Origin of the sequence: Flavobacterium piscisymbiosum, from assembly GCF_020905295.1 — a bacterium.
GTDB lineage: Bacteria > Bacteroidota > Bacteroidia > Flavobacteriales > Flavobacteriaceae > Flavobacterium > Flavobacterium piscisymbiosum.
In genome coordinates, this window is record NZ_JAJJMM010000001.1 from 5,973,093 (window position 1) to 5,996,001 (window position 22,909).

The following is a 22,909-nucleotide window of genomic DNA, read 5'->3' on the forward strand; positions in this document are numbered from 1 at the left end:
GGTTAGTCTTTTGTAAAATAGATTGATGGAATCGCTGTTTTTACAGCGCTAAGGATCGAAGTTGCATCGTACTTCATAGCTTTCCAGTTCACAGTTCCGATTCGCAGTAAACCTGCAAATGGTTTTGCTGTTGGAATTCCAGCCATTACGACATACTTGTAAGTGTGACCTGATGGTAATGCCCCGTAGGCAGTTCCAGAAATCGGCATTGGCTTTAATACACCAGTCGCTGTTTCTTCGATCACGAGGTGTCCTTGTGGAATAAATGCTGGAGCAAATCCAGTAACATCCAAAGTTCTACCTCCCGGAACTGTATCAACAACTTTCTGAATTACGATACCCTCGTTTTCCATGTCGCCATACACCGGATCGTTGCTTAAATTTGCAGTAGTTCCTGCCATGATTTTGTAATTTTAAGTTTATAAAATGTTTTCAACAATTTTTTCAGCTTCAGCATCTGAGAATTTAGCTGCGTCCGGTCTTCCTTGCGGAGCACGTCCGGCATAATCTCCTGAATCTGCAACTCCTTGCACAAGTTCAGTGTACTCTGTTTCCAAAGCAGTAACTTGATCTTCAAAGGGAGTTTCTGAATCCAAATCAATACGCTTTAGCCAATTTGCCTTTATATCAGGTTTTAGACCTTTTAAAATTTCAGACTTGTCAAGTAATGACTGAGCTGTTTGAGTTTTAGATCCAATAATTTTTTCTGATTTAAGAGCTTCCAGATCTTCCTGAATTTTCTTCGCCCATGCTGGAGCATCGTCCGCTGGTTTGGGTGTCGGATTGTTTGGATCAGGATCCGTTGTAGGTGTTGGCGTTGGAGTTGGTTCTGGTTTTGGCTTTTGGTTCGCCTCTAATGTTCTGATTCTATCATCCTCACGGGCAATTTCTTCAAAAGACATAAAGTCGTTAGCTGTTTCCAATACTGCATCAATAGCTTCATCATCTGCATCGTCTGCTGGTTTCAAACATAGTTTAGCCGCCAATGCGTCTATCCTTTTTGTCGATAAGTTCGCCTTAGGAAATTTTATCTTAAGTCGTGCCTTAATCTGTTCTGGTTTAACTGCCATAAGAATTGATTTTAAATTGTTTATTATTAGAAACAAAAGTAATAAAGTTTTTCTTATTTAGAATCATTATAAATAAGAAAATAATTTGACAAAAAAAAACCACTTCAAATGATGTGGTTTTATTTAGTTTATTAGGGATTCGCTATGCTGTAATGGGATCTGGATTTTTAATGACTGTTTCAGCAGCAATCAATTTCATCTCCTCTTCAGTGTCTTCGTTAAGTCCCAATCTTTCGACAGCTGTTTTTGTAGCAACAAGTCCAGCTTCTTTTGCGGAGCTCATAGTTTCAACCAACTCTTTTAGATCATCTGGAAGAATGCTGTTGAAAACTATATCATAATAAAGGTTTTTACTTTCAACAACTAATGAAGTGTTTGTTGTCTTTGTGATACCTGACATCATAATATTGATTATTCTTTCGACAACGGTTCTATTGTCACCTTCATTCATTGAAGCTTTAATCATTGCATCCAAGAACATTAATTTTAATGCTATTCCAGAAACTGCACCAAGACCTTTTACATTATCAAAAGATAAATCAGGTGTAGAAGTAATGCCGTAAATTGCTTTTTCTAAAGTCTCAAGCTCTAGTTTAATACTATCTGGACCATTTGGGTTTGTCATAAACTCAGCGTCCCCATGAATTTCTTTTCCGGAGTCTTCATCAACTTTAATTGGAAATTGCAAAATCTTTCCGTTATCATCGGCTTCAGGAAAGGAACCGAGTTCACCATATAATTTCATTAAAGGATATGCCGTACGATCATTTGAACCGCCTAGTTTCGATATTATAGTTTCATACCTATCTACAGGGTCTAAAGCATCAAACCATTCAGGTTCATCTTGATCATCATAAACAATTGGAATTCTATCGAATCCATGAAGTTTTGGATATCCCTCTGACATTGTTAATTTACCTGTTGAATTATCTAACTTGTAAACAGTTAAATCATCCCAGACCATAACGTTTTCTAAATCCTTATCATCATCGCTTTTAGAGGCATATTTCCAACTAAAAGCCTTCATATCTCCAGTTTCATCAAAGTATGGAGCCATAACCCCATTTTTATTTTCTAGGAGTGCTATTTTAGTTTCTTTATTTTGAGAACTTATACCAAGCTTAGCTCCAACGAACGAAATTATTTTCATAAATAGTCCATCAGGTTTTACATCAGCAATATAAAATTGTAATGCAGCCTGCGTTTCGGACTTTTTCTGAAACACAAATCTTACTAATATACTATCAATCCTGTTCGTTTTCCACAATAGTTTAATCAACTGTGACAGTTTATTAGTTTCTGATGGAATTAGAGTAACTGGTTTCCCAACTTCAAATGCCGTTGCCACACGACAAATCTTTTTTGCAAAATTTATTGCGATACGAACTGCAACAACAGTTCTTCTTTTTTCGCCGGTACCAACGTCTTTATCTTTCTGTGTCTTACCGACTTGGCTTTCTCTAATTGATCTATCTCTGTTGTTAAATTCCTTTCTGATATTTTGAATGTCTTCAGGTTTTTTTCCAGCAGCAAACAATCTTTCAATTGTCTTTTCTGTGTTTGAGGTCAATCCTCCTTTAATATCTAACATAGCTAATAATTTACTGATTTAATTGTTTCGGCCGTTGTTGTATATGTTTTGGGTTTTGAGTTATGCGCGATGTGACCATACCTTGCGCTATCCCATATGTGATTGAATTTGTCTAAGGGTTGATTAATTGAAATACCTGCGATTTCACGCATCTTATAATTCTGTTGTTCCCTTAAAGCCTCTTTATAAAGATGATTTTTAACTATATGTATCTTCTTCTTTTTCATTGAAGCCAACCAAAACATAACTGATTTGGTTTTACTTATTTTGTACGCATTTATCCATTTAAGCTTTTTTAAACCCTTAACCATTTCCACGGTTCCCTTGTTCTCTCCAGTGTATTTATCAGCCGAATCGCAGGGAATAATATCCTTTGACTTATCAATTCCTAAACTTTCGAGAAGCATTGAAAGCGCTTCCGGTGTCTCTATTGGTTCATAACTCAACGGCTCAATCCATATGTTATACTCATCTTCCGCATACTTAACCAATGTGTTAGGATCCGTCGTAAAGCCAAAGTCGTTTGGATATATTGGAGCTTTATCTTCTGGGAACTTATCGATCCATTTTACAAATGGGAAAATCAATCCTTTCATTGCTCCTCTTAGACCTAAACCATAAATACGCCAGTAGCTTTCATCAGCAGTACCGTTTCTAATGTTTTCAGGATGTGGCGGCGGTTGGTTGGTCGGAGATAATGGTTCAACCTTATTAGTTTCTTTATTGTAGCATTGAACAACATTATCTTTAACCATATAAGAACCTGGCTTCCATGGTTCTGTAATTAAGATCTCATTTCTTTCCTGAGCAGAAATGTATTTGTTGTCTTTGAATGTTGTTCTCAAGAATACTACATCCGGTCGGGCCAAAACGCTGTCAAAAAACCAGTGATCTGTAAAGGATGGATTATAATCGGCCCACCAGAACTTACGACAACGCATTTTTACCTGGTCAAAGACTGATTTTTTAATGAACATCACCTCATTAAAGAAAGCATAATCACATCCTCCCCCATGTTTACCATCTCCAATAAAAAAGATCTTACTATTGCCAATCTTAAATGATTTTATTTCATCATTGTCCTTGAATTTATTAGGCAATCCATAATCGTCTAATCGGCGCTTGAAGTCATCATAAAGAGTCGTCTTAAACTCGTTATAGGTTTCACGATAAATATTGATGGTGCATCCTTTTGGTTCATAAAATAAGCAAAGCCAAATAATGATATCAATTCCGGACCAAGTTTTGCCAGAACGAGAAGATCCTTCAAGACCGGCTCCTCGATATCCGGATACTAGTTCTGACTTACCGTTTATTACCTCGTATTTTTGGTTCTGAATAGCATTGAACAGTAGAGAGTAATTTGGATTGGTTTCGTCATCAACTTTTGTAAGCCTCTCACGTGACATATCGATATCACGTGCAGCCAACAATTCTTCCAGCTCTATTATTTCAGCATCGGTTAATGACATTCAATTATTTCCTTTAGTTTTTTACTTGGATATGGCCCTTTGAAATAAGATATTTAATTTGCAAAACAACAATTTCTCTTTCGCGTCTTGACAGTTTACTTTTCTTTTCCTGAATTAATCTTAGTTCATTGATTAAAGCTTCGTAATTACTTTTTGCACGATTAAGCGCTGCTTTTCTTGCTTTACTTTTGCGATTTCTGTCTGCGAAATATGCTACTATTTCATTTAAAATTTGAATCCTTTCAATCATTAGTAAAATGTTTTTGTTTTCAATTGTCATATTATTCAGAACTTCCAATTAAATTGAGATTTTTTTCTAAAATCTAACCTGCAGCAAAAGAGGAATCGTGAACATTCATGATCAGTTTTTTAATTTCCTCTTCCTGACATATGATCATATCACCGTTTTCAGCCGCATCCAATACAGCATATCCAATTAAAGCCGGATCAACAGTTTCTTTACCTTCTACGAATACGCGGCCATTTACTACTTCTATGCTCATGATATGTTGTTTTTGGTTAATACTACAAAGCTAATATATTTTACAATTATGTTGCATTATATGTTATTTTTTAATTGCAGTAGGATCATCATTGTTTTTGAGCTTTGGCAATTAATTCTGCAATCCTATTATTTCGATCTTCTGGATTTGAAATATCTAAACTTAATTTCTTTTGATCATTATCCTTTTCATAGAATCCAATGTGCTTATTTATCTTTTCAATGCTCCACTCCTTACCGTGAAGTTTAATCTCAATCCCATATTTGGTTTGCTTAATACCTTCAATACACATCTTTTGCTCTTCGTTGAGTTTATCGAAAGTCTTTAACCTCAATTCGGTCCTCTTTTCAATTGTCGTTGAAACACTCTTATTTTTACCCGTTCCGGTTGTAGTGGTGATCGGAACTTCGTACTCATAGTATTCTACATATTCATCGATTCTCGCTTTACGAAGAATATTCAAATGACGAAGCATTTCTTCTGATGTGATCTTAAATTCTTTTTCGGCAATCTCGGCCACAACAGATTGCAATTCTTTTATCCTTGCTTGTACCTTGCTGTTGTTTAGCACTCTACACGCTGCTTCATGAATTGACTTATCGCTTTTGTTTGAATACGAATAACCAGCTTCTTTATAAGCTTCCGAGCCAATACCTATTCTTATGTACGCATTAGAAAAGGCTTCCTGTTTTTCAGTCAAATTATTAATCTTCATAGTGATTCTATTAACAATACAAAAGTAATACAATATATTATTTTATTGCATAATATGTTAAAGTTTAGAATTGTGTTGCACGACACATTTTTGCGTCGTATATTTGTAGGGTAGAAATGAAACAATTATTAACAATTAAATTTTAAAACAATGATTTCAAGAGAAGATTACAACAAAGCTTTAGATGTGGTCGAAGCGTATCACATTCAATTAGCTCAATTGATGACAACACCTTCCAAAAAGAAGTACAAGTCACTACAAGATTTAGAAATTGGCGATTTTGTAGAATGTGTAGAAGTTCACGGAAATAGTACAGAGAACTTGACAAAAGGTAAAGAATACGAAGTGGTTAACCTAAGTGAGTACGATTTTTATATCATCTCCGATAAAGGAAAAAAGAAGTTCTATAGTTATTCAAACAGCCAGTTCAAAGCTGTAAATTAATTAATCCGGAGGAGTCGAAAGGCTCCTCTTTAAAAACCTTAAAACATCATGAAAAAGAAAACATATAAATTTAAAAAGAGATTCTTCAATTGGCTATTAACTGGATTTTTGATCGATTTCGTTGATCAAGAATTGAGCTTTCAAATTCAATTGGTTCAAAATGGACAAACGGTTTTGGTCTGTAAAATGGCAACAGTTCCGCATATTGGATCTAAGGTAGAAGTTCTGGTCCGGGATTTTCCTAATCCAGATATCACAAAGCTGTTTTTAGTTGAAGATATCATTTACTCTCCCTATGGAGCAGCAAACAGATTGATCGGAAAATATATAGAATAGTCCCGAAACAAAAAAACCTCTCTTTATCGGAGAGGTTTTACCTTTTGTAGAAAGGAAACTTAACTATTAAAATTAAATTTGCTGTAAATGTAATAATTATATCAATATGGAAACAGGTGAAAAAATAAACAAAGTACTTGATGATTTCGGGATGTCTGGCGTAAAAGCTGCTGAAGCAATGGGAATTTCCTATGATACATTCCGAAGTAAAAAGACCGGAAAAAATGAAAGGCATTCATTCAATGAAAAAAACTATCAGGATCTTATATCATTTATAAAAGAACTTACTAAAAACTTAGATTGATTCAATTAAGTAAAACCATTTTCTCAGAGGATATCTTGAAACCCATTATCGCCGAAAAAGATTGAGGTTACGTTCTTTTCGACGGAAAAACGGCTCTTTGCAGAATCGAGCAAGATTATAACCAAGGAATCGTAGACTGGAAAAAACCGGCTTCTTGTCATTTATATCCAATTCGTGTAAAGACTTTACAGAATATGCCGCAGTCAATTATGATAAATGGGATATTTGCGATGATGCTTGTTCTTTATGGAAAGAATTAGAAGTTCCGGTTTATAAATTTGTCAAAGAAGCATTAATACGCCGCTTTGGTCAGGAATGGTATTTGGAGCTTGAAAAAGTTGCTGAAGTACTTAAAAAACAGTAAAAATACCAGCGCCTCACTAACAACTTTTTAGAGATATACTTTGACTCAAAAATTAAGGCTTTAACTCAAAAAAAACTTTTAAAAACAATTAAAAATTTCTTGCTTTTTATTGTAAAAAGTCTATATTTTACAGGGTAATAGCTACTTTCATCAACAGTAAATTCTTAATAATCAACAATGTAAATATTGTATGAAAAGTATCTCATTTTTTCTCCTTTGTTAAAAACTACGTCGAATTGTGCATAAGTTTGGCTTTCATCTTTAGCGATAAATGACAATCTTTGTAGTCTATTGAAAGATAAAAAAAATGAGCCTAAAGACTCCGAAAGTCTATGGCTCAAATTTAGGATCCTCACATTGTCAATTCTTGGTTTTGGACGACTCATTTATGACTTTGTGAAATTATTTATCGAAAGATAGAATAATTATGTTTCAGAAGCCGCTGATGTTTAAAAACTGAGGCGGTTTTCTTTTGACAAATATATTATAAATGTTAAAGATAATATCCCAAAATTCAGGATTTATTTATCAACAGTTCGTTTATAACTCAAAAAAATCCCCAAATTCCTCAAATAATTACCTCCGAATTCCTGAACAATTCCTGATATTCCCTAAATTCCTCAAAAAACCTCTCTTCTTATACTCAAAATCTCCATTTGCATTTTGTTCCAATTTAGAACACTCTATACAAACGACTATGTTACAATCTGTATTAATTTTGCATTTCTAAATTAATGAAGATGAAAACAGATGAAAAGAATGCAGTTGAAGCACACCTACTCAAAGCGTGCGGATTTCACTCAGCAACTCCGCAATATAAATTAATTCAGCGTCTATTTAAAGATGACGAACTACTATTTATAGACGTAAATTATGACGATGCGGTGTCCCTTAGAAAAGAACTTTGGTTTTTGAAATTTGAATGCGGAATGCGATTTGACAAAATCATGATCACTCCTGATATAATAGTAAAATATTACGAGAATGTAATGGGCCTGCAACCCATATCAAGTGACTTTAATTTAAATATTCAAATCAAAAAAAATGAATAGCGAAGAAAAAAAAGCCGTAGCAGAGCACATAATTAAGATAGCCGGATTTGATAATACAACAAAAGGATACCAAGCAATCAAGCTATTATTTGATAAGAACGAATGGGATTTTTGGATGTTACGTGAGCCACAACTTCATAGAGACTTAGCTATATGGTTACAAAACATTGGTTTAAAAGTTCTGATTAGAGCTGACAAAGTACTATTAGAAAACGATGCTATAAATGAGTATTACAAAAATATACTTGGAATGACACCAGAACCGAAAGAAGCAGAAAAAAGCTACTGTGAGCGTTATAACATAATTGTGAAAAAAGATTAACTTTATATTACTAATATAAAGCGTATGTGCTACTATGTAGATCAAAAAGGAAGTCGCCGAGATGTAAAGATCAGATTTAATATTTCTGTGAACAATACTGGCCAATATTATGAAGGCGTTTTTGTGAATGGATTTGATCATCCTAACATTCCTATTATTACAAATACGGATCCCGATCAAGTCCAAACTGATTTTACATGGGGCTTGATGCCTTCATGGGCAGGTATTGAACAGTTAGAGTTCAGAACTGGAAAACTAAATGCAAGAATAGAAGATCTTGATTCAAAACCTTCTTATAGAAACATTAAGTCAAATAGATGTTTGATAATAGCGACTGGCTATTACGAATGGCGTTGGTTAGATCCCAAAGGGAAGAAGAAAGAAAAGTATCAAATATTTTCTCAAAACGATGAAATTTTCTGTTTTGCAGGATTATATGATACTTGGCTAAATCCGTCAACTGGTGAAAGTTTAAAGACGTATACAATGGTTACGACCGAAGCAAACGAATTAATGAAATACATTCACAATAATAGAGAAAGGATGCCTGTGATGCTTCGAAAAGAGGATGAGCAAGCTTGGCTTGACCCTACAAATGATGTATCTATATTTGCATTTCCTTATGAAGCAAAACTCGTGGCTTTTGAAGCTGCATAAAATTATAAACATGGAAGAAAAGAAATCCTCATTTACCCCAGAGCAGCAAGAAGTACTTGATAAGATAGCTGAAAAGCTGAAAAGACCAGTATCCGATGATCCTACAGATTATTACGCACACATAGATAATCAACTGTATATAAAATATTTCACTCAGCTTTTACACAGCAGAATGGAATTGACGAATTACAGTTATCCAACTCAGTTGTTTGAAGAAGGATTTGAGGTTTTGGATTACCACGTCAATAAGTGTCTTGAAATTCTTTACAACAAAATTTTAAAAGTTGTACAGAAAGCTAAAAATGAAGAGGGAAAATGGCTCGACAATGAAACTCAGATTATAAAATCTGAAGATAAGCATTTTGAATTGAAACCATTACTGGAACCGATAATTGCCAAATATGAAGAAGAGGTAATTATTTCACAAATCGATTTAGATATTCCACTTGTGTTTATTCCTGATTACCCTGGCGAAGATGAATTTGAAAATGATGAATTTGAAGAAGCTTAATGATGCAAGTAAAGTGTCACATCTTTTTTATCCGCTCGCAGTTCAATGTTAGCGGATTTTTTTATTACTTCCAGGACAAAACCGTCAATATCAGTTTCTGAAAATAGATCATATTCGATTGGTTCTTCAGTATCAAAAAAGAATTCGAAATATGAAATTTCTTCACTGGCCAGTTTCATATCGGGTTCAATAAAATCTTCCTGGTTATCGATCTCCGGTCCAAAATATTCGATTCCGGTTAATCCGCGATTAATCAAACTTGTGATAAAGTCGATTCTAACTCTTTCCGGAATTGCCACTTTTGCTGTTGATAATATGAGTGTGTGATTTGCCATATTGCTATTTCTTTCCATAAAAATACAAATTAATTTTGATGTAAAAAATGTATGTTTGCAACAACTATAAACCAAAACCTATGATTGACTATTTTAAGAAAAATATACTAGTAACAATCTCACTTATTTCTTTATTACTTATAGTAGTTGCAGGTGCATTTTATATTGTAACTTTTTGGGATCATCCAATATCTGATGACTCAGCAGTGTGGGGCACATTTGGTGACTACATTGGCGGAACAATTAATACACTTGTCTCACTAAGTAGTTTAATAATTCTTGCCATTCTAACCAATACAGTTAGCAAGCAGTCAAGTGAAGAAAATAAAAATGTAACTTTACTTTTAAAGAGAATAGATAGCTATGAGAAGTTAACAGACCATTTGCCTACACTAAATCAAATATTCTTTGATTTATATGATGATATTTCCGGACTTATTGAGATCCTACATTATCCTGAACTACAATTTGGCCCTAAAGTAAAAGCACTAGCAGAAAAAGCTAGGATATTTAAACATCTTCATGTTTTTCTCTTAACATTTAATCATCGTTTTGGACACTTATTTATATATGATTTCACAGCTAAAGAATTTAAGCAGCTCGTAATTGATCTAAATGAAGTTATTATATATTTTGATCTTGTAGTAGAGCATATGAAGAAAAGGAGTGGTGATTTTCCTGAGTTTCCACAGAATCAATTTGACAATTTCAATAATTCGTTTGGAAAAATACTCAATAACTTACAAAAAGAATTAAAGTAAGCTTTATTAAATATAAATATCTACTGAAACATTACTATAGAGCAAATAAAAAAGCCACTCAATTGAGTGGCTATAGTAGTGATAATTGTAATTTTAGTTGTATTCATCGGTTAACCATGAACTACATCTTGTTTCGCCATTTTTTCCATAATATTTGATTTTAAATTGATTTAGTGCATTACAATTTCTTTCCAAAGATATTCTTTTATTTAAATATCCAATGATTATTTTAATTTTTTTAAAGTTTGTTTAACAACAAAATAAACCCCTGTTTCGTAAATATAAGCCCCTCGTAATGAGCATTTAATCTATTATGTGTCCCTAAGTGATCTTTTAAATTAGTTTCGAATTTATTTACGACCCCCATTTCAATAAAATCAATTTTTAATTCTTTTGAATATATTAAATCTAATGAAAAGTTTTGATATAACCAAATTGCATTATGCTGTCTATACGGATTTGCCTTAAGATTATATCGTTTTTTTTCCACTCGTATTATTTTATATTTCTTTTTTCCACTGACTTTATAATGACAGTACGCGTTTAAATAATTATCCTTTTTAACTATTACTAATTCATCAACAGATAATACTTTTTTCTCTTTGTCGACTGTAAAATTTGAAACTTCATATGTAGTTAATTCTTCTTCTCCTTCAATTAACGGAATACTACTTGAAAATTTATAACATATTTCCTTTGTATCTTCTGAAATTAATGTTGTTTCAGTTTGTTCGTTTACAATTACATATTCTGGATTTTCCTTATCAATTTCGATATGAATTTCAACTTTATGATCTCGATAATAAAACTCATGATTGATTGGCAAATAACATATTTTTACACCATCATGCAATTTTTTACTAATTAGTTTGAATTTCTGATTACAAAGAGCTTTCGTTACTTTGTCCCAAAGTTCTTCTAAGTCGACCCTTTTTTTTAAGTCTTCATCCCCATAAATAATATTACGCAACTCATTCTGAAATATATTAGAAAACTGTTCTGATTTTACTATTACAGCAAATACACCTCCAGATATCAATGTAAAACCAAGACTTTTTAAAACATCGAACGCCCAGAAATCCTTTTCAAAACATGTGTAGGCAATAAGTAAAATAATTATGGATAAAAACGCTATGATATAGAGCACATTTTTTTTGTAAAAATTATAAATTGGGTCCCAGTACTTTTCTATCATTTATCTTTATATTAAATTATTTATGCAATAATAATGCCGATATATTAAAAACATTACTTCCATGCGTGCTGTTTAATCTATAGCTTTTAGAAAATTTCCATAATTATCTTCTGCTATCAAATTTTAGCAAACATACAGTTTTATTTTATTAAATTATGAAGTGTAAAACTGACCATTGAAAAAACAGGTATTTATACCTGTTTTTGCTTCACACTATTGTAAGTTATTTGGAAACTTCAATTTAAATCCTATGTTTGCCAAAATTAAAAAATGAATGGAGACAATTAAGGAGTTTTTTCAAAATATCTATGACAGCTCAACGGAGAGAATAAAAAGTCCTTTAGTTGGTTCCTTTATAATTTCTTTCTTAATTTTTAATTGGAGAGTATTTGCAATTCTATTTTACTCGGAATGGCCTGTTCATTGTCGAATAGAATGGATTGAAGATAATTATTGTAAATGGCCAAATTTATTGATTCCAATCGGAATTGCATTATTCTATATAGTCCCACTACCCTACATAAATCTAATTATAGATTTTCTGTTAGGGAAATATTCTAAAAAAAGAGCAGAGGAAAAAAAAGCTAAACGAACTGGTGACTTACATCAAGAAAGAGATTATGCGGCACTAGAAAGACAAGTTGCCGATGCAAAAGCCGGTACCAGTGAAATTAATAATCTACAGGCTAGAATAGAAAGTCTGCAGCAGGAAATTAAAGATCTAACCGAACTCAATAAACTAGACCATCAAAGATGGTTAGAAAGAGGAGATCTCGCACTTGAAAAGGAAAATGAACTAATAAAATTAAATCAACAAAAAGATAAAGAAATTATTGCCCTAAAAAGCAGTATCACAGAAACAATTCATAAATACGAAAATAAAGACGAGCTGGACTTCGTGTTGGATCCAGATGTTAATTTTACGATACAGAGGACATTACCAAAATTAACAGAAGATGAAAGAAACACGCTAAAAACTATGTTTGGTAATGGCAAAGAGCATAAGGCTTTTCCAATGCTAAGTGTACACCCCGATAATTTAAATCGATTTATAGATTTAGGAATAGTAAATTTGAATAATCAACTAGTCACACTTACAAGATTAGGTAGATTTATCTTAATTTATATTCAAATTACTGTCAAAAAAATGTAATAATTAATATAAAACCTTATATTTAGCTCTTAACCACAAAAACATACTAATAAATGAAACTAATTAAAATAAGTGACGGAAACGACCGTATTCATTACATTAATATAAATTATATTGTAGATGTATTTGACAGAAAAGATCGTAGGCACATTATTACTGCCGGCAACGAAATTCACACAAATGAGACAATCGAAGTGATTTTAAGAAAAATTACAGAAGCAGAAAGCAATTCTTAATTTAAAAAGTTGCTGCCTTAAGCAAAGATTAAGTACTTTTTAACTATGTTACTATCAAAGAGAATGCAGCTTCTTTTTGTGCTTGCTAAAAATAATCAAATGAAATATGGGATATGTAATTGGAGGAGTTGCGCTTTGTGCAACTGTGATTATTCTGGTTCTTGCTGCTACCGGATACAGTAAATTTTCTTTTAACTTGTTAGGAGTATTTACTATTAAAGCTGAAAAAAAAAATTAGCTTTAATCTGGTAGCAATGCTACCAGTTCTTAATAAAATTGTTTTTTTGCTCATACCCGCTTCTGAAATTATGAATAAATTTTTACAAATATTATATCAGATCGTTCGAGTTATAATTCTCTTGTTTTTGTTTAATGTCGGTATGCTTTTAATAGGTTGGTTACTTCATTACTTTCTAAAATTAACCGGAAACATTATCATCTTCTTTACTTACCTAATAGGAAGCATAATAGCCCTTTCATTTTTTCTTTTAGTATCTGGAATGATTGTAACTGAAATACGAAAAAAATGGTTTGATAAACGTTAACGATATACTTCAGAACACTCTCTACATCCAAAACCATCTACCAGTTTTTTACACCACTGAAGACAATAATTACAAACATCAAGTTCAATATCCCAAAAACCAAGTTTACCTCTAACATTTAAGATAGGCTTATCATAAAGTACCGGATTTGCAAGAACCCAGTTCCAAATTGGTTTTTTTTCGGGATCTGCTTTTTCTGCCCAAATTGACGGATGGTTTTGAACGCAGTCAATTATTTCTACTTCGCCAATAATTGCTGAGGTTATAAAAAACTTTTCTTTTTCACCTGGAAGTTTCAGATCAATTACTTTGTTTATTTCCGCCCATTGATCACTAGGAAAAGCCAAATTATTTCCTTTGAAGAATGGGTAAATTTGTCCGGATGCATGAATATAGCATGTCCCTCTGAAATTAGTACGCCAGGATCTATTTTCAATGTCTTTGATTCCGAGTACAATCAAATAACCCCAAGGATTCTTTACTGAAAGTGCTTTCATAATATGATTTTATTTATAAGTGGTCAAAATCGACCACTTATGATTTAACTACTCTATTTTAAAAGATACCTCATCGCCATGCTTATATAAGTTGCCACGGTCTGAACATACGCCCCTGCCCGATTTTGAATTATAGCTAGAACATTGTGATTTTTTACACATATGTCTTTCTACACATTCCCCTTCACTTGTACACCAAGTAAAGTCTGTATTGTCATTATCCGGATCCGCCTCGATCAAAGTAACTTCTTCTAAACCTTCATTCTTTGCATCTTGCAAGTGACTTTCTAAGGAGCTGCAAAATGTATCATCAATAGTTTTAAAATATAATTTTGGCTTATCTTTTTTCATGATTAAGTTGTTATTTGAGTTGATAAATAATTATTTACAGTCGCTTTAATAACATGCTGCTTTAATCCAAACTCCAATGCAATAGCAGGAATAGAATTTAATCTGCTGGACTGCCATCTTTCAATGATTAATTCTTGTGTGTTTTTATTAATTTTTTGAATCTTTTTATTTTTCATCACATTTCGTATTTAGCTAATAAAAAACCGCCCAATTACGGGCGGTTAAAAAGTCTGATTATAATTTGATTGGGTTAATGAAACGTTTCCCTTTTTCTCCCAATCTTAACACATTATAACTAGCTACCTTGCCGACAAGCAAAGATTCTTCTATAGAAAAAGGATTTATATTAGTTTATTAGGGACGGCATGATCAACATTAATATCTTTTCTTGATCATCCTTATCATCAATAGGAGTTAAAATTGCAGCTCGATTTGGTAAAGAAAATTCGAAGTTGATTTCTTCTGAACTTAAATTGCTGATCATTTCAGCCAGGTATTTCGCATTGAAACCGATTTTAGTATCTTGACCTTCGTAATTACAATTTAAGCGCTCATCTGCCTTGTTTGAATAGTCCACATCTTCAGACGAAAGGTTAATTTCGTTGCCAGTAAACCTAAAGCGAATTTGTTTTGTAGTTTTATTTGCGAAAATAGAAACGCACTTTACAGAACTTAAAAGTTTTGATCTGCTGATCACTGCTTTATTTGGATTTTCCTTTGGTATTACGTTTTCATACTTTGGATAAGTAGCATCAACTAAACGACACATTAAAACATAATCTTCAAAAGTGAAAATTGCATTTGTTTGATTAAAGGAAATCACAACATCGATATCCAACGTGGAAAGAATTCCTTTTAGAACATTAAGAGGTTTCTTTGGAACAATGAAATCAATTTCCTCTGCAGATGTAATATCTGATCTTTGATATTTCACCAACTTATGTGCATCGGTCGCAACAAAATTTAATCCGGAAGGTGAAAATTGAAATAACACTCCGGTCATTGCCGGCCTTAAATCATCGGTACCAGTTGCGAAAATTGTTTTACTGATGGCCTTTCCTAAAATCTTGGAATTGATTGTCGCGGTTTGAGGATCTTCGATCAGAACAGCTTGCGGATACTCTTTTGCAAGCGCATAAGCTATCGAATAAACTCCCGCATCGGAATTAATATCAATCGTACTGTTATCTTTGACGTAAAAGTCAAGCGGCTGCTCTGGGAAAGCTTTTAAAATATCGATCAACATTCGAGATGGTACCGCGATAGACCCTTTGTCGGATGAGGTAATTTCTAGAGTAGAACTAATAGTTGTTTCTAAGTCAGAAGCTGTGATTTTTAATTCATTTCCATCAATATCAAATAAAAAGCAATCCAGGATAGGAAGCGTATTTGACGAATTAATAACACCGTTTAAAATTAAAAGCTTGTCGAGTAAATTTTTACTATTTAAAGTGATTTTCATATTTTAGTATTTGAATGGTTAATAGTTTTTTTTCGTTTTTCAAGTTTTTCTTGTTGCTTAATTATCAATCTGATCTGATCCATATTTTGGTTTACAAGTTTTATGATTCGCTTATTATATCTAGTAGCTTTATTTTTTTTGCCGCGAGATTGTTTGATGGTGAAACTAGAAAGGGATATTTCGATCGTCTCGATGTTATTATTTCCAATTTTTGCAGATAATATTAGAGATTCCTGTCTATTATAATACTCATTTGTAAAGACGCAATGGCTAAGGTTATCTCCTTCTTCCATAAATTCAGCAACTGTTGAAATCACTTTCACAGTTATCTCCTTATCCTTAAATTCTAAACCAAGAAAAGGTCTTTTTTCGCTTTCGTATTTCTTTTGAGACTTCTCAATTTCTGCTTTCATTTCAGATAACTTTTGTTTTCTTTGAATTGAACGCTTCTTTTTTATTAGTCGATCGTGAGCGTTAACAAGATTGTCGGGACATGTATATTTTGCATTCCGCAAATCCTTATTGAAGTATTTTAGTAAATCAACGTAATCCTTCCAGGTTACAAAATCTTTAATTATATATCCATTTTTAATACAGATTCTTATAGAATCTAAATACCCATTTACTTTATATGAGGAATCTGAAAGATGGAATCCTAAAACGTTTGTCTGTTTAGTTTTTAATAAAAACTCAGTCGTCGAATCTTTTAATAAATAGGAAAAAAATATTTGCGGAGCTATATCGTAAAAATGTCCTTTAAAACCATTCCTTTTAATTAAGGGATGAATATTTCTTTCTGGATAAATTTTATAAGGATTAAGTTTATACTTATTATCGTAAACAAATCTTTTAGGTTTAATTTCCATCCTGCTGTTGTGAATCCAGAGATCATAACAACCTCTTGCTCCCATAGTTTGAGTAAACTTTGCCAAAGATCGGACCTCTCCATTTTCATCAATCCAATGTTGCATAACTTCGCAACTAAAATAAGTCGGTGGTTGATTTTTCCTCATATACTTATAAGAAGCTATCATTCTAACAACTTGATAATTTTCTTTTTTGGTTAATATTGCGAAATAATTCATCTCTTGAAAAAGAGTTGAATTGTATTTAAACATTTTCAATTTTGAACTACAAGTGGGACATATAGGCTCAACAATTTCATTATGCCATGTAGGAGAATCTTCTTTCCATGAATGTCCACATTCAAGACAATGAACTCTGTTTCTGGAAAATGATCCCCATGTTCGAAATAAATTGTCTTCGGGATATTTCAATTGCTTTTCGGTTAATTTAGGAAGCTTACTACTCAATTCGACTATCCTAATCTCTTGCTTAGTTTTTGGTTCCATACCTAGAATAATTCAGCTTGAACGGTTTGAGTTGCATCTTGTTTTTTTAGATTTGCTTTCTTTTTTAATCTTTCCTTTTCTTCAGTTACAACTTGTGAGATAGCCTTTTCCTTTGCTTTCTTTATATCATCCTCAGTAAGCTCAACATGATGATTCACTACGACATTTCCGGAAAAAGATTTCCCAGGCTTAATATTATCTTCATCATAATAATGAATCGCCATTCCAAAAATTTCATCATCTGTAAATCCCGAACAACCGCTTTTCTGAACTTCTGATAAAATATAATTAACGCATCCCTCAATATTTTTGCTTTCTTTTTTTAATGTTTCTGCAAATAATGCATCATTTGAAGCGACCAATTCAAGGTGGTCGCTTATTACTTTTTTAAAATTATCTGTGGTTTTCATATTGCTAAATCAAATAAGGTTGGAACATTTATTTTGTACTCGATAGATTTCAGGTAAAAAAGACCATCATCATAATAGCTTGGATTCAGCTCTGCAGATATCGCTTTGCGTTCCATTTCAAGTGCTTTGTAAGCTGTAGAGAATAAACCGCCAAAAGGATCATCAACAACATCGCCTTTCATTGTAAATCGATTAATTAATCTAGATATTATATCGAGCTGAAGCGGGCAAATATGCTTTTCCTTTTTTCGGTTTGCCTGATTAGCATTTAAAGTATTCATACGATTGACATCAGTCCAAACCATATCAGTTGGTGATGTTGGGGGAATAGTCATAAATAAACGGCTTAGCTTGTTTGATTTTTCCAGATCATTACATACTTTCAAATGCTCGTCGTAACTATAAATATTCTTTTTGTCAAATTCTCTCCAGCGATTAAATACAGATTTCATATCAGATGCAGCTAATTCTTCATAACTCATAAATCTATCACCGGATGATTTCCAGTAAGCATGAGCATCAAGTTGCCACTTGTCAATTGAATATTCGTCTTTTGATTTTATACAAGGCTCATCAGCATAAGCATTGTTCATTTCGCTTGGTCGCTTTCTAAAAAGAAGAACATACTCAGGAAGGCCAACACCCATTTTTGTAGCATCCTTACATTGTTCCGACCATCCGAGACGATATGTTTGATTATTTTCACGAACAACATCCGTTGTAACTGTGATCTTTCCAACAAGATAGAAACCGTGTTTAACAAAGTGCGAAACTGTCTTACCTGAGAAATCATCGATTGTAGTAAATGAAGTTCCGTTTTGATATGAATAACGGATCCTGTCTTTGACATGGATTGCTGCAATTTTACCAGGCTTCAAAGTCCTAAGCAAATTTGGAGTTAAGTAATCCATTTGTTTAAAAAATTCTTCATTACCGTTATTATGGCCGAAATCATTATAATTGTCTGAGTATTCATAATGATCACCAAAAGGAATTGACGTTAGAATCATGTCCGTAGAATTATCCGGCATTTGCTCATGGACGGCAACAGTATCATCATTGAAAACTTTTGCATTTCCGATGATCGCACTTCTTTTATTTTCAAAAATTTGTCTTTTCATATCAGCTGTAATTTTATCTGAGTTAAGTCCATACTCACGGACCAGGTTGATCATTTCAGTTTGTAATTCGATATGTTTGCGCCATTTCTCTTTTAGGGTTTTAAGTACCTCACGTTCGTTATTTGTGAAGATTGCGTAAACATTCACCTCAAATTCTTGCTTGAATCTGTAGCATCTGTGAATGGCCTGAATGAAGTTGTTAAACTTGTAATCTATACCAACAAACACCATATTGTGGCAAGCGTGTTGAAAGTTGCATCCGCTACCGGCTATTTCTGGTTTTGTAGAAAGTATTTGAAACTTAGAATGCTTGAAATCGATTAGTAAATTTTCTTTTTCGATATTGGATTGCGAACCGTAAACCGATTTTAGTTCAAACTTTTTAAACTTCTTTTCTAAGGCATCTCTTTCAGCTTCCCGATGGTGCCATAAAATCCAATTAGCATTGGGTTCATTATTTACTAGATCAAACGTTTTTTGAACTCTAATTTCGATGCTCTCTTTTTTCTCGCGAGAAGTATCAACAAGACTTTTAGTTGTGTCTTTGAATAAAACAATTTTACCTTCTTTATTGGTGACAACTCCTTCTACAGTATTATCAATTTCAACTTCGTGAAAGTTCAATTTCGGGAGATTGTAGCCGGTATCATCATAACCAAGATCTGACGGCTTATTGATAAACACTGCCCAAGAAGAAACCCACTTCCAGAACTCCTCTTTTTTGTTTTCGTAAAGTGTAAGATGTCCGGCTTTTGTAGAATCTCTTTGGAAGAATCGTGTAAGCGCATGACCTCGGTCAATAACTCCCAAATAATCGGCGTAATTTAATATCTCAATGAAATCATTTGGCGTGGGCGTCGCTGTTGCAACAAATCTATAATTGATGTCTTTGAAGTGCTTTAAAACGTAATTTGTAGTTTCAGTCTTAAGATTTCTCAAGATACTTGCCTCATCAAAAGATACACCTCCAAAACAGTCGGGTGTGATATCTCCCTTTCGAACTCGCTCGTAATTGGTTACATAAATCGCCAATTCCAGATCATCGACCTCATCCGTATCAGTAATGTACTTTATCTCAAAACCGGTACTTAAAAGATTATTATCATCTCTAAATTCTCCAATAACTCCCAAAGGCATACAAATAAGAAAAGGTTTTCCTGTCAATTCGATAATTAATCTGGCAATTTCAAGCTGCATCAATGTTTTACCCAAACCAAAGCTGGCAAAAATCGCTCTTCGACCTCCATTAATGGCCCAATGAATAATGTCTTTTTGGTGAGGTAAAGCGATTGGATTTATTTTTGATCGGTCTATTTCTACACCGTAGCTGTCAGCTACAACAATCTTATCCTCTAAAAATTCCTTATAAGGTTTTTGATTCATCATTTGTAGTTGGTTTTTTAAAGTGATAGATTTTGTTTCCGTTCGGCAGCGTTTTAACCTCTTTTGGTTTTTGCTCGCATTTTAAAAAGAGCATTAGCTTTTCATAAGCATTAATCTCGCTTTCTCCTTTCATTTCTATATCGGTTTTAGTTGGAGTATAGATTGTAGTTTTTGCGACCCAGACAGATCTAACTATTTTTTCAGTCTCGATTTTATCGATGATAATATTTCCCATATTTATGTTTTGTGGTTAGGCAATAAAAAAGCCCTCGATATCGAGAGCCTTAAAAATGTTTTGGATTGAATCGATCAACTATCTTCCAAAAATCAGCATAAATGCATCTCTTTGTTCCTGATTAGTTTTACCAGTGTAACCGGTGATCGCTTTAAAGTAATCGTTACTTATTTTACTTTTGGTTGGTTTGATTTTATAGTGAGTGATCTTTAAGTATTCGCACATTTCAACAATCTTTTTCGCTGTTTCAAAATTTGCTCCAGTATGCTCACCAATTTTAGAATTAAAAGCAGCTGATCTATCACTTTTTTTATGCCAATTTGATTTGTTTAAAAATCCACATTCGACATAAACTTCAAGCCCAGGATATTTTTTTTTCATTTCGTTGAAGTAATCAAAAAGCTGAAAGAAAGTAAGATTATCCAATTGCAACTGATTTCCACTTAAAAAAGCAACTCCTGATTTATCAACGTCCGGATCAATACCAACAATAAACTTTTCTTTTTGCTTGATCATGATTTCAGTGTGCTTGATTTTGGAATTAGACCAACATTACCGGAACTAAGTTTTTTAATAGCCTGGTCGATCGAAGTATCAATACTGGTAAATGGCCTCAGGGTTAATCCAACATCACTTAATGATACCGGCATCTGATTTTCAACATACTTCATTCCTAATTCTGCAATTTGCTTCTTGATTGCAGTCAAGTCAGATACAATTTCTATATTTCCCATTTTAAATAGTTCTAAAGTTAGATTTGCTTTGACGCGTTTCGTAGTGGTAATGAACCTCTTCTACCAATTGTTCAATTGTAAATTCTCTTATTTTTTCCAGTCGATCATGAATTTTTGTAATTTCCTGAAGCAACGGCTGAAGCGAATCATTTGGACAAAAAGGGACAAAATCTTTGAAGCTTTTAAGTTGAACTTCTAAAAGATTGCGTTGGCTAATGTGATTCATCAGGCCAATTATTTTCGAAAGGATTTACCTTTGAATTCGATAATATTGAACATTTCATAAATCCTATCCCAGACACGGCCACCATACTTTTCGCCGATTTCATCAATTGCAGCTTGCAGATCATCTTCATACCCCTCTTTGAAGTTACAAATCAGGAATGTTTTTGATTTAAGGCGATATCTCTCTTCGAGGATCTCTTTGAAAATATTAACCTTGCCGTAATTGCTAGCGATACGTTCTGTTTTTAAATCATCGAAGTTTATAATTCCACGCCACATGATCTTTTCAAAGTTATCCCGGTCGAGATCACTTGATAATTTTTCGAACATTGTTACCGCTTCATTTGCCGAAAAACTTCTAAATCCCACTCCGGGAACACCTTTGAAAATATGCTCGAAAACTTTCATTGTTGATGTTTTACCATTTCCATAATTGCCAATAATCAGAAGACCTTTATCAAAACTTGGTTCGGAAATTCTCGATAAATTTTCACATTTGAAAAAGCGCTCATCTCTCGAAAAATAATAAATCAAAGGCTCTAAGTTTTTTATCGTAACACCCTCGATTTTGATAAATGGCCTTTCGCATATTTTTTGAAAATTTGCTTTGAAAAGATTGTAAAGCCTTCTCGCTGTAATTGAAAATTTCGGTTTTGATTTTGGGCGATGAACTATTTCAACATATTTTGCACGAAATGCGATCTGTTCCTCTGTAGCTTCTGAGTTTTTGGATTCGTATGCAGCAATTTGACTTTTTTGATCTTCGGTTAACTTATCACTACTGAAGCTTTTTAACTCGTTGTATTTGTGAATTCCAATAATGGGAATTAATACATTATCGATTTTTAGTAAATCCTCCCGTGCCTTTTGTGTTTCCATCTTTGTTTACTTTTTTTGATTTTAAAATTTCTCCTGGAAGCCACCGGGAAAAATGTCCGGCATAATCTTGTTTGTTAATTTTTAAATCACATTCAACAATTAATTTTTGATTGAATTTTAAAATCCAATCTTTAACATTTTCTAATGCAACTCGATTTTGCATCGAAATTGCTTCTAACCAAATTTGATCTTGTAAAACTTCATCTCCAAAAATTTCATTTTTAGAAAGAGGTTTTAAAGGTTTTATATTGTTTTCTTGTTTTATTATACTCTCCGTGCTTTGTAAGGTGCTTTGATAGGTGCTTTCGCATGTGCTTTGTAATTTTCTTTCAAAGCATTCTTCGCTTTTTGGGGTTGCTTTCGCATGTGCTTTGATAGGTGCTTTGTTATTTTCTTTCAAAGCAATTATGTTGGCTGAATACTGATTTTTGCTATATTCTATTACTTCGAAAAAACCAAATTGAACCAAATCATCAAAGGTTTTTTTATAAACTGAGTAGCTTTTAATTCCAACATAATCTAAAACCATTGAGGTTGGAAAACCAAACTTCTCTTTCCATCCTAAACGATTACAGTGTTCTACAGCATAGGCATACACAGCACAATGGTTTGGCTTTATACTTTCAGGGTTTTTAAAAGCAAACTCCCAAAAATCACGCATAAGCTTGAAGTAATCTAGTTTATCATCAGCCAT

General features: G+C 33.1%; 32 protein-coding genes and 1 pseudogene. 11 read left to right on the forward strand and 22 right to left on the reverse strand.

Annotation, left to right across the window (positions count from 1 at the left end):
- Window positions 1-2 precede the first annotated feature (2 nt).
- From LNP81_RS25145 to LNP81_RS25175, 7 genes are all read right to left on the reverse strand, one after another.
- Window positions 3-401: a hypothetical protein gene (locus LNP81_RS25145; RefSeq protein ID WP_230040142.1), complete on the reverse strand. Its 399-nt coding sequence runs from the start codon at window positions 399-401 to the stop codon at window positions 3-5.
- 18 nt (window positions 402-419) lie between these two features.
- Window positions 420-1,070, reverse strand: coding sequence for a hypothetical protein (locus LNP81_RS25150; RefSeq protein WP_230040143.1), 651 nt, complete (start codon window positions 1,068-1,070; stop codon window positions 420-422).
- Window positions 1,071-1,212: 142 nt separating this feature from the next.
- Window positions 1,213-2,661 carry a phage portal protein gene (locus LNP81_RS25155; protein WP_230040144.1) on the reverse strand — a complete coding sequence of 483 codons (1,449 nt, stop codon included), beginning with the start codon at window positions 2,659-2,661 and terminating at the stop codon, window positions 1,213-1,215.
- Window positions 2,662-2,663: 2 nt separating this feature from the next.
- Window positions 2,664-4,133 (reverse strand): phage terminase large subunit, encoded by a 1,470-nt coding sequence (locus LNP81_RS25160; protein ID WP_230040145.1) that lies wholly within the window; start codon window positions 4,131-4,133, stop codon window positions 2,664-2,666.
- A 13-nt stretch (window positions 4,134-4,146) separates the two neighbouring features.
- Window positions 4,147-4,413, reverse strand: a complete 267-nt coding sequence (locus tag LNP81_RS25165) for a hypothetical protein (RefSeq protein ID WP_230040146.1) — start codon at window positions 4,411-4,413, stop codon at window positions 4,147-4,149.
- A 43-nt stretch (window positions 4,414-4,456) separates the two neighbouring features.
- Complete coding sequence (locus tag LNP81_RS25170) at window positions 4,457-4,636, reverse strand: hypothetical protein (protein ID WP_230040147.1); 180 nt, start codon at window positions 4,634-4,636, stop codon at window positions 4,457-4,459.
- Between the two features lie 88 nt (window positions 4,637-4,724).
- Entirely contained in the window at window positions 4,725-5,351 is a 627-nt protein-coding gene (locus LNP81_RS25175) for a terminase small subunit (RefSeq protein ID WP_230040148.1), read from the reverse strand.
- A gap of 150 nt (window positions 5,352-5,501) precedes the next feature.
- Here LNP81_RS25175 and LNP81_RS25180 point away from each other — a divergent pair, with 150 nt between their 5' ends.
- The 8 genes and pseudogenes from LNP81_RS25180 to LNP81_RS25215 all read left to right on the forward strand — a co-directional run bounded on the left by LNP81_RS25180 (window position 5,502) and on the right by LNP81_RS25215 (window position 9,341).
- A complete protein-coding gene (locus LNP81_RS25180; RefSeq protein WP_230040150.1) occupies window positions 5,502-5,795 on the forward strand; it encodes a hypothetical protein in 294 nt (97 codons plus the stop codon).
- 48 nt (window positions 5,796-5,843) lie between these two features.
- Window positions 5,844-6,131 carry a hypothetical protein gene (locus LNP81_RS25185; protein ID WP_230040152.1) on the forward strand — a complete coding sequence of 96 codons (288 nt, stop codon included), beginning with the start codon at window positions 5,844-5,846 and terminating at the stop codon, window positions 6,129-6,131.
- Window positions 6,132-6,237: 106 nt separating this feature from the next.
- Window positions 6,238-6,435 (forward strand): hypothetical protein, encoded by a 198-nt coding sequence (locus LNP81_RS25190; protein WP_230040155.1) that lies wholly within the window; start codon window positions 6,238-6,240, stop codon window positions 6,433-6,435.
- A gap of 47 nt (window positions 6,436-6,482) precedes the next feature.
- Window positions 6,483-6,799, forward strand: a pseudogene (locus LNP81_RS25195) (DUF3109 family protein); the annotation flags it as partial.
- 740 nt (window positions 6,800-7,539) lie between these two features.
- Window positions 7,540-7,851, forward strand: coding sequence for a hypothetical protein (locus tag LNP81_RS25200; protein ID WP_230040156.1), 312 nt, complete (start codon window positions 7,540-7,542; stop codon window positions 7,849-7,851).
- Entirely contained in the window at window positions 7,844-8,173 is a 330-nt protein-coding gene (locus tag LNP81_RS25205; RefSeq protein WP_230040158.1) for a hypothetical protein, read from the forward strand. The genes LNP81_RS25200 and LNP81_RS25205 overlap by 8 nt, the downstream gene beginning before the upstream one ends.
- Window positions 8,174-8,197: 24 nt before the next feature.
- On the forward strand, window positions 8,198-8,830 hold the full coding sequence (locus LNP81_RS25210) for an SOS response-associated peptidase (RefSeq protein WP_230040160.1): 633 nt from the start codon (window positions 8,198-8,200) through the stop codon (window positions 8,828-8,830).
- A gap of 10 nt (window positions 8,831-8,840) precedes the next feature.
- Window positions 8,841-9,341 carry a hypothetical protein gene (locus LNP81_RS25215; RefSeq protein WP_230040162.1) on the forward strand — a complete coding sequence of 167 codons (501 nt, stop codon included), beginning with the start codon at window positions 8,841-8,843 and terminating at the stop codon, window positions 9,339-9,341.
- Here LNP81_RS25215 and LNP81_RS25220 read toward each other — a convergent pair.
- Window positions 9,338-9,694: a hypothetical protein gene (locus LNP81_RS25220; protein ID WP_230040164.1), complete on the reverse strand. Its 357-nt coding sequence runs from the start codon at window positions 9,692-9,694 to the stop codon at window positions 9,338-9,340. The genes LNP81_RS25215 and LNP81_RS25220 overlap by 4 nt on opposite strands.
- 62 nt (window positions 9,695-9,756) lie before the next feature.
- Between LNP81_RS25220 and LNP81_RS25225 the strand changes: the two genes are divergently transcribed.
- A complete protein-coding gene (locus tag LNP81_RS25225) occupies window positions 9,757-10,437 on the forward strand; it encodes a hypothetical protein (protein ID WP_230040166.1) in 681 nt (226 codons plus the stop codon).
- 238 nt (window positions 10,438-10,675) lie between these two features.
- Here the strand turns inward: LNP81_RS25225 and LNP81_RS25230 are convergent, their stop codons facing one another.
- The gene (locus LNP81_RS25230; protein WP_230040168.1) at window positions 10,676-11,632 is read right to left on the reverse strand and encodes a hypothetical protein; all 957 of its coding nucleotides are present in this window, start codon (window positions 11,630-11,632) and stop codon (window positions 10,676-10,678) included.
- 274 nt (window positions 11,633-11,906) lie between these two features.
- On the opposite strand from LNP81_RS25230, the gene LNP81_RS25235 reads away from it, so the two are divergent.
- Both LNP81_RS25235 and LNP81_RS25240 read left to right on the forward strand, forming a co-directional pair.
- The gene (locus LNP81_RS25235; RefSeq protein WP_230040170.1) at window positions 11,907-12,785 is read left to right on the forward strand and encodes a septum formation initiator family protein; all 879 of its coding nucleotides are present in this window, start codon (window positions 11,907-11,909) and stop codon (window positions 12,783-12,785) included.
- A gap of 53 nt (window positions 12,786-12,838) precedes the next feature.
- The gene (locus LNP81_RS25240; RefSeq protein WP_230040171.1) at window positions 12,839-13,021 is read left to right on the forward strand and encodes a hypothetical protein; all 183 of its coding nucleotides are present in this window, start codon (window positions 12,839-12,841) and stop codon (window positions 13,019-13,021) included.
- A 541-nt stretch (window positions 13,022-13,562) separates the two neighbouring features.
- Here the strand turns inward: LNP81_RS25240 and LNP81_RS25245 are convergent.
- The 13 genes from LNP81_RS25245 to LNP81_RS25305 all read right to left on the reverse strand — a co-directional run bounded on the left by LNP81_RS25245 (window position 13,563) and on the right by LNP81_RS25305 (window position 22,909).
- Window positions 13,563-14,063 carry an ASCH domain-containing protein gene (locus LNP81_RS25245; RefSeq protein ID WP_230040172.1) on the reverse strand — a complete coding sequence of 167 codons (501 nt, stop codon included), beginning with the start codon at window positions 14,061-14,063 and terminating at the stop codon, window positions 13,563-13,565.
- A gap of 48 nt (window positions 14,064-14,111) precedes the next feature.
- Window positions 14,112-14,414 carry a hypothetical protein gene (locus LNP81_RS25250; protein WP_230040173.1) on the reverse strand — a complete coding sequence of 101 codons (303 nt, stop codon included), beginning with the start codon at window positions 14,412-14,414 and terminating at the stop codon, window positions 14,112-14,114.
- Window positions 14,415-14,416: 2 nt separating this feature from the next.
- Window positions 14,417-14,590, reverse strand: coding sequence for a hypothetical protein (locus LNP81_RS25255; RefSeq protein WP_230040174.1), 174 nt, complete (start codon window positions 14,588-14,590; stop codon window positions 14,417-14,419).
- 170 nt (window positions 14,591-14,760) lie between these two features.
- Window positions 14,761-15,876 (reverse strand): DNA polymerase III subunit beta, encoded by a 1,116-nt coding sequence (gene dnaN / locus LNP81_RS25260; RefSeq protein ID WP_230040175.1) that lies wholly within the window; start codon window positions 15,874-15,876, stop codon window positions 14,761-14,763.
- A complete protein-coding gene (locus LNP81_RS25265) occupies window positions 15,873-17,228 on the reverse strand; it encodes a PcfJ domain-containing protein (RefSeq protein ID WP_230040176.1) in 1,356 nt (451 codons plus the stop codon). The genes dnaN and LNP81_RS25265 overlap by 4 nt, the downstream gene beginning before the upstream one ends.
- Window positions 17,229-17,230: 2 nt before the next feature.
- On the reverse strand, window positions 17,231-17,638 hold the full coding sequence (locus tag LNP81_RS25270) for a PcfK-like family protein (RefSeq protein WP_230040178.1): 408 nt from the start codon (window positions 17,636-17,638) through the stop codon (window positions 17,231-17,233).
- A complete protein-coding gene (locus LNP81_RS25275) occupies window positions 17,635-20,145 on the reverse strand; it encodes a DNA methyltransferase (protein ID WP_230040180.1) in 2,511 nt (836 codons plus the stop codon). Before LNP81_RS25275 ends, LNP81_RS25270 begins: the two co-directional genes overlap by 4 nt.
- Window positions 20,123-20,377 (reverse strand): hypothetical protein, encoded by a 255-nt coding sequence (locus LNP81_RS25280; protein WP_230040181.1) that lies wholly within the window; start codon window positions 20,375-20,377, stop codon window positions 20,123-20,125. Before LNP81_RS25280 ends, LNP81_RS25275 begins: the two co-directional genes overlap by 23 nt.
- A gap of 78 nt (window positions 20,378-20,455) precedes the next feature.
- Window positions 20,456-20,893 carry a hypothetical protein gene (locus LNP81_RS25285; protein ID WP_230040182.1) on the reverse strand — a complete coding sequence of 146 codons (438 nt, stop codon included), beginning with the start codon at window positions 20,891-20,893 and terminating at the stop codon, window positions 20,456-20,458.
- Complete coding sequence (locus tag LNP81_RS25290) at window positions 20,890-21,111, reverse strand: hypothetical protein (protein WP_230040183.1); 222 nt, start codon at window positions 21,109-21,111, stop codon at window positions 20,890-20,892. Before LNP81_RS25290 ends, LNP81_RS25285 begins: the two co-directional genes overlap by 4 nt.
- Before the next feature lies 1 nt (window position 21,112).
- Entirely contained in the window at window positions 21,113-21,337 is a 225-nt protein-coding gene (locus tag LNP81_RS25295; RefSeq protein ID WP_230040184.1) for a hypothetical protein, read from the reverse strand.
- A gap of 8 nt (window positions 21,338-21,345) precedes the next feature.
- Window positions 21,346-22,215 carry a P-loop NTPase family protein gene (locus LNP81_RS25300; RefSeq protein WP_230040185.1) on the reverse strand — a complete coding sequence of 290 codons (870 nt, stop codon included), beginning with the start codon at window positions 22,213-22,215 and terminating at the stop codon, window positions 21,346-21,348.
- A complete protein-coding gene (locus tag LNP81_RS25305; protein ID WP_230040186.1) occupies window positions 22,172-22,909 on the reverse strand; it encodes a DUF7833 domain-containing protein in 738 nt (245 codons plus the stop codon). Before LNP81_RS25305 ends, LNP81_RS25300 begins: the two co-directional genes overlap by 44 nt.

What these genes read in the sequence shown, in the direction of transcription:
- LNP81_RS25145 (WP_230040142.1), bottom strand. Translation starts at nt 401, where the DNA reads ATGGCAGGAACTACTGCAAATTTAAGCAACGATCCGGTGTATGGCGAC.
- LNP81_RS25150 (WP_230040143.1), bottom strand. Translation starts at nt 1,070, where the DNA reads ATGGCAGTTAAACCAGAACAGATTAAGGCACGACTTAAGATAAAATTT.
- LNP81_RS25155 (WP_230040144.1), bottom strand. Translation starts at nt 2,661, where the DNA reads ATGTTAGATATTAAAGGAGGATTGACCTCAAACACAGAAAAGACAATT.
- LNP81_RS25160 (WP_230040145.1), bottom strand. Translation starts at nt 4,133, where the DNA reads ATGTCATTAACCGATGCTGAAATAATAGAGCTGGAAGAATTGTTGGCT.
- LNP81_RS25165 (WP_230040146.1), bottom strand. Translation starts at nt 4,413, where the DNA reads ATGACAATTGAAAACAAAAACATTTTACTAATGATTGAAAGGATTCAA.
- LNP81_RS25170 (WP_230040147.1), bottom strand. Translation starts at nt 4,636, where the DNA reads ATGAGCATAGAAGTAGTAAATGGCCGCGTATTCGTAGAAGGTAAAGAA.
- LNP81_RS25175 (WP_230040148.1), bottom strand. Translation starts at nt 5,351, where the DNA reads ATGAAGATTAATAATTTGACTGAAAAACAGGAAGCCTTTTCTAATGCG.
- LNP81_RS25180 (WP_230040150.1), top strand. Translation starts at nt 5,502, where the DNA reads ATGATTTCAAGAGAAGATTACAACAAAGCTTTAGATGTGGTCGAAGCG.
- LNP81_RS25185 (WP_230040152.1), top strand. Translation starts at nt 5,844, where the DNA reads ATGAAAAAGAAAACATATAAATTTAAAAAGAGATTCTTCAATTGGCTA.
- LNP81_RS25190 (WP_230040155.1), top strand. Translation starts at nt 6,238, where the DNA reads ATGGAAACAGGTGAAAAAATAAACAAAGTACTTGATGATTTCGGGATG.
- LNP81_RS25200 (WP_230040156.1), top strand. Translation starts at nt 7,540, where the DNA reads ATGAAAACAGATGAAAAGAATGCAGTTGAAGCACACCTACTCAAAGCG.
- LNP81_RS25205 (WP_230040158.1), top strand. Translation starts at nt 7,844, where the DNA reads ATGAATAGCGAAGAAAAAAAAGCCGTAGCAGAGCACATAATTAAGATA.
- LNP81_RS25210 (WP_230040160.1), top strand. Translation starts at nt 8,198, where the DNA reads ATGTGCTACTATGTAGATCAAAAAGGAAGTCGCCGAGATGTAAAGATC.
- LNP81_RS25215 (WP_230040162.1), top strand. Translation starts at nt 8,841, where the DNA reads ATGGAAGAAAAGAAATCCTCATTTACCCCAGAGCAGCAAGAAGTACTT.
- LNP81_RS25220 (WP_230040164.1), bottom strand. Translation starts at nt 9,694, where the DNA reads ATGGAAAGAAATAGCAATATGGCAAATCACACACTCATATTATCAACA.
- LNP81_RS25225 (WP_230040166.1), top strand. Translation starts at nt 9,757, where the DNA reads ATGATTGACTATTTTAAGAAAAATATACTAGTAACAATCTCACTTATT.
- LNP81_RS25230 (WP_230040168.1), bottom strand. Translation starts at nt 11,632, where the DNA reads ATGATAGAAAAGTACTGGGACCCAATTTATAATTTTTACAAAAAAAAT.
- LNP81_RS25235 (WP_230040170.1), top strand. Translation starts at nt 11,907, where the DNA reads ATGGAGACAATTAAGGAGTTTTTTCAAAATATCTATGACAGCTCAACG.
- LNP81_RS25240 (WP_230040171.1), top strand. Translation starts at nt 12,839, where the DNA reads ATGAAACTAATTAAAATAAGTGACGGAAACGACCGTATTCATTACATT.
- LNP81_RS25245 (WP_230040172.1), bottom strand. Translation starts at nt 14,063, where the DNA reads ATGAAAGCACTTTCAGTAAAGAATCCTTGGGGTTATTTGATTGTACTC.
- LNP81_RS25250 (WP_230040173.1), bottom strand. Translation starts at nt 14,414, where the DNA reads ATGAAAAAAGATAAGCCAAAATTATATTTTAAAACTATTGATGATACA.
- LNP81_RS25255 (WP_230040174.1), bottom strand. Translation starts at nt 14,590, where the DNA reads ATGAAAAATAAAAAGATTCAAAAAATTAATAAAAACACACAAGAATTA.
- dnaN (WP_230040175.1), bottom strand. Translation starts at nt 15,876, where the DNA reads ATGAAAATCACTTTAAATAGTAAAAATTTACTCGACAAGCTTTTAATT.
- LNP81_RS25265 (WP_230040176.1), bottom strand. Translation starts at nt 17,228, where the DNA reads ATGGAACCAAAAACTAAGCAAGAGATTAGGATAGTCGAATTGAGTAGT.
- LNP81_RS25270 (WP_230040178.1), bottom strand. Translation starts at nt 17,638, where the DNA reads ATGAAAACCACAGATAATTTTAAAAAAGTAATAAGCGACCACCTTGAA.
- LNP81_RS25275 (WP_230040180.1), bottom strand. Translation starts at nt 20,145, where the DNA reads ATGATGAATCAAAAACCTTATAAGGAATTTTTAGAGGATAAGATTGTT.
- LNP81_RS25280 (WP_230040181.1), bottom strand. Translation starts at nt 20,377, where the DNA reads ATGGGAAATATTATCATCGATAAAATCGAGACTGAAAAAATAGTTAGA.
- LNP81_RS25285 (WP_230040182.1), bottom strand. Translation starts at nt 20,893, where the DNA reads ATGATCAAGCAAAAAGAAAAGTTTATTGTTGGTATTGATCCGGACGTT.
- LNP81_RS25290 (WP_230040183.1), bottom strand. Translation starts at nt 21,111, where the DNA reads ATGGGAAATATAGAAATTGTATCTGACTTGACTGCAATCAAGAAGCAA.
- LNP81_RS25295 (WP_230040184.1), bottom strand. Translation starts at nt 21,337, where the DNA reads ATGAATCACATTAGCCAACGCAATCTTTTAGAAGTTCAACTTAAAAGC.
- LNP81_RS25300 (WP_230040185.1), bottom strand. Translation starts at nt 22,215, where the DNA reads ATGGAAACACAAAAGGCACGGGAGGATTTACTAAAAATCGATAATGTA.
- LNP81_RS25305 (WP_230040186.1), bottom strand. Translation starts at nt 22,909, where the DNA reads ATGGCTGATGATAAACTAGATTACTTCAAGCTTATGCGTGATTTTTGG.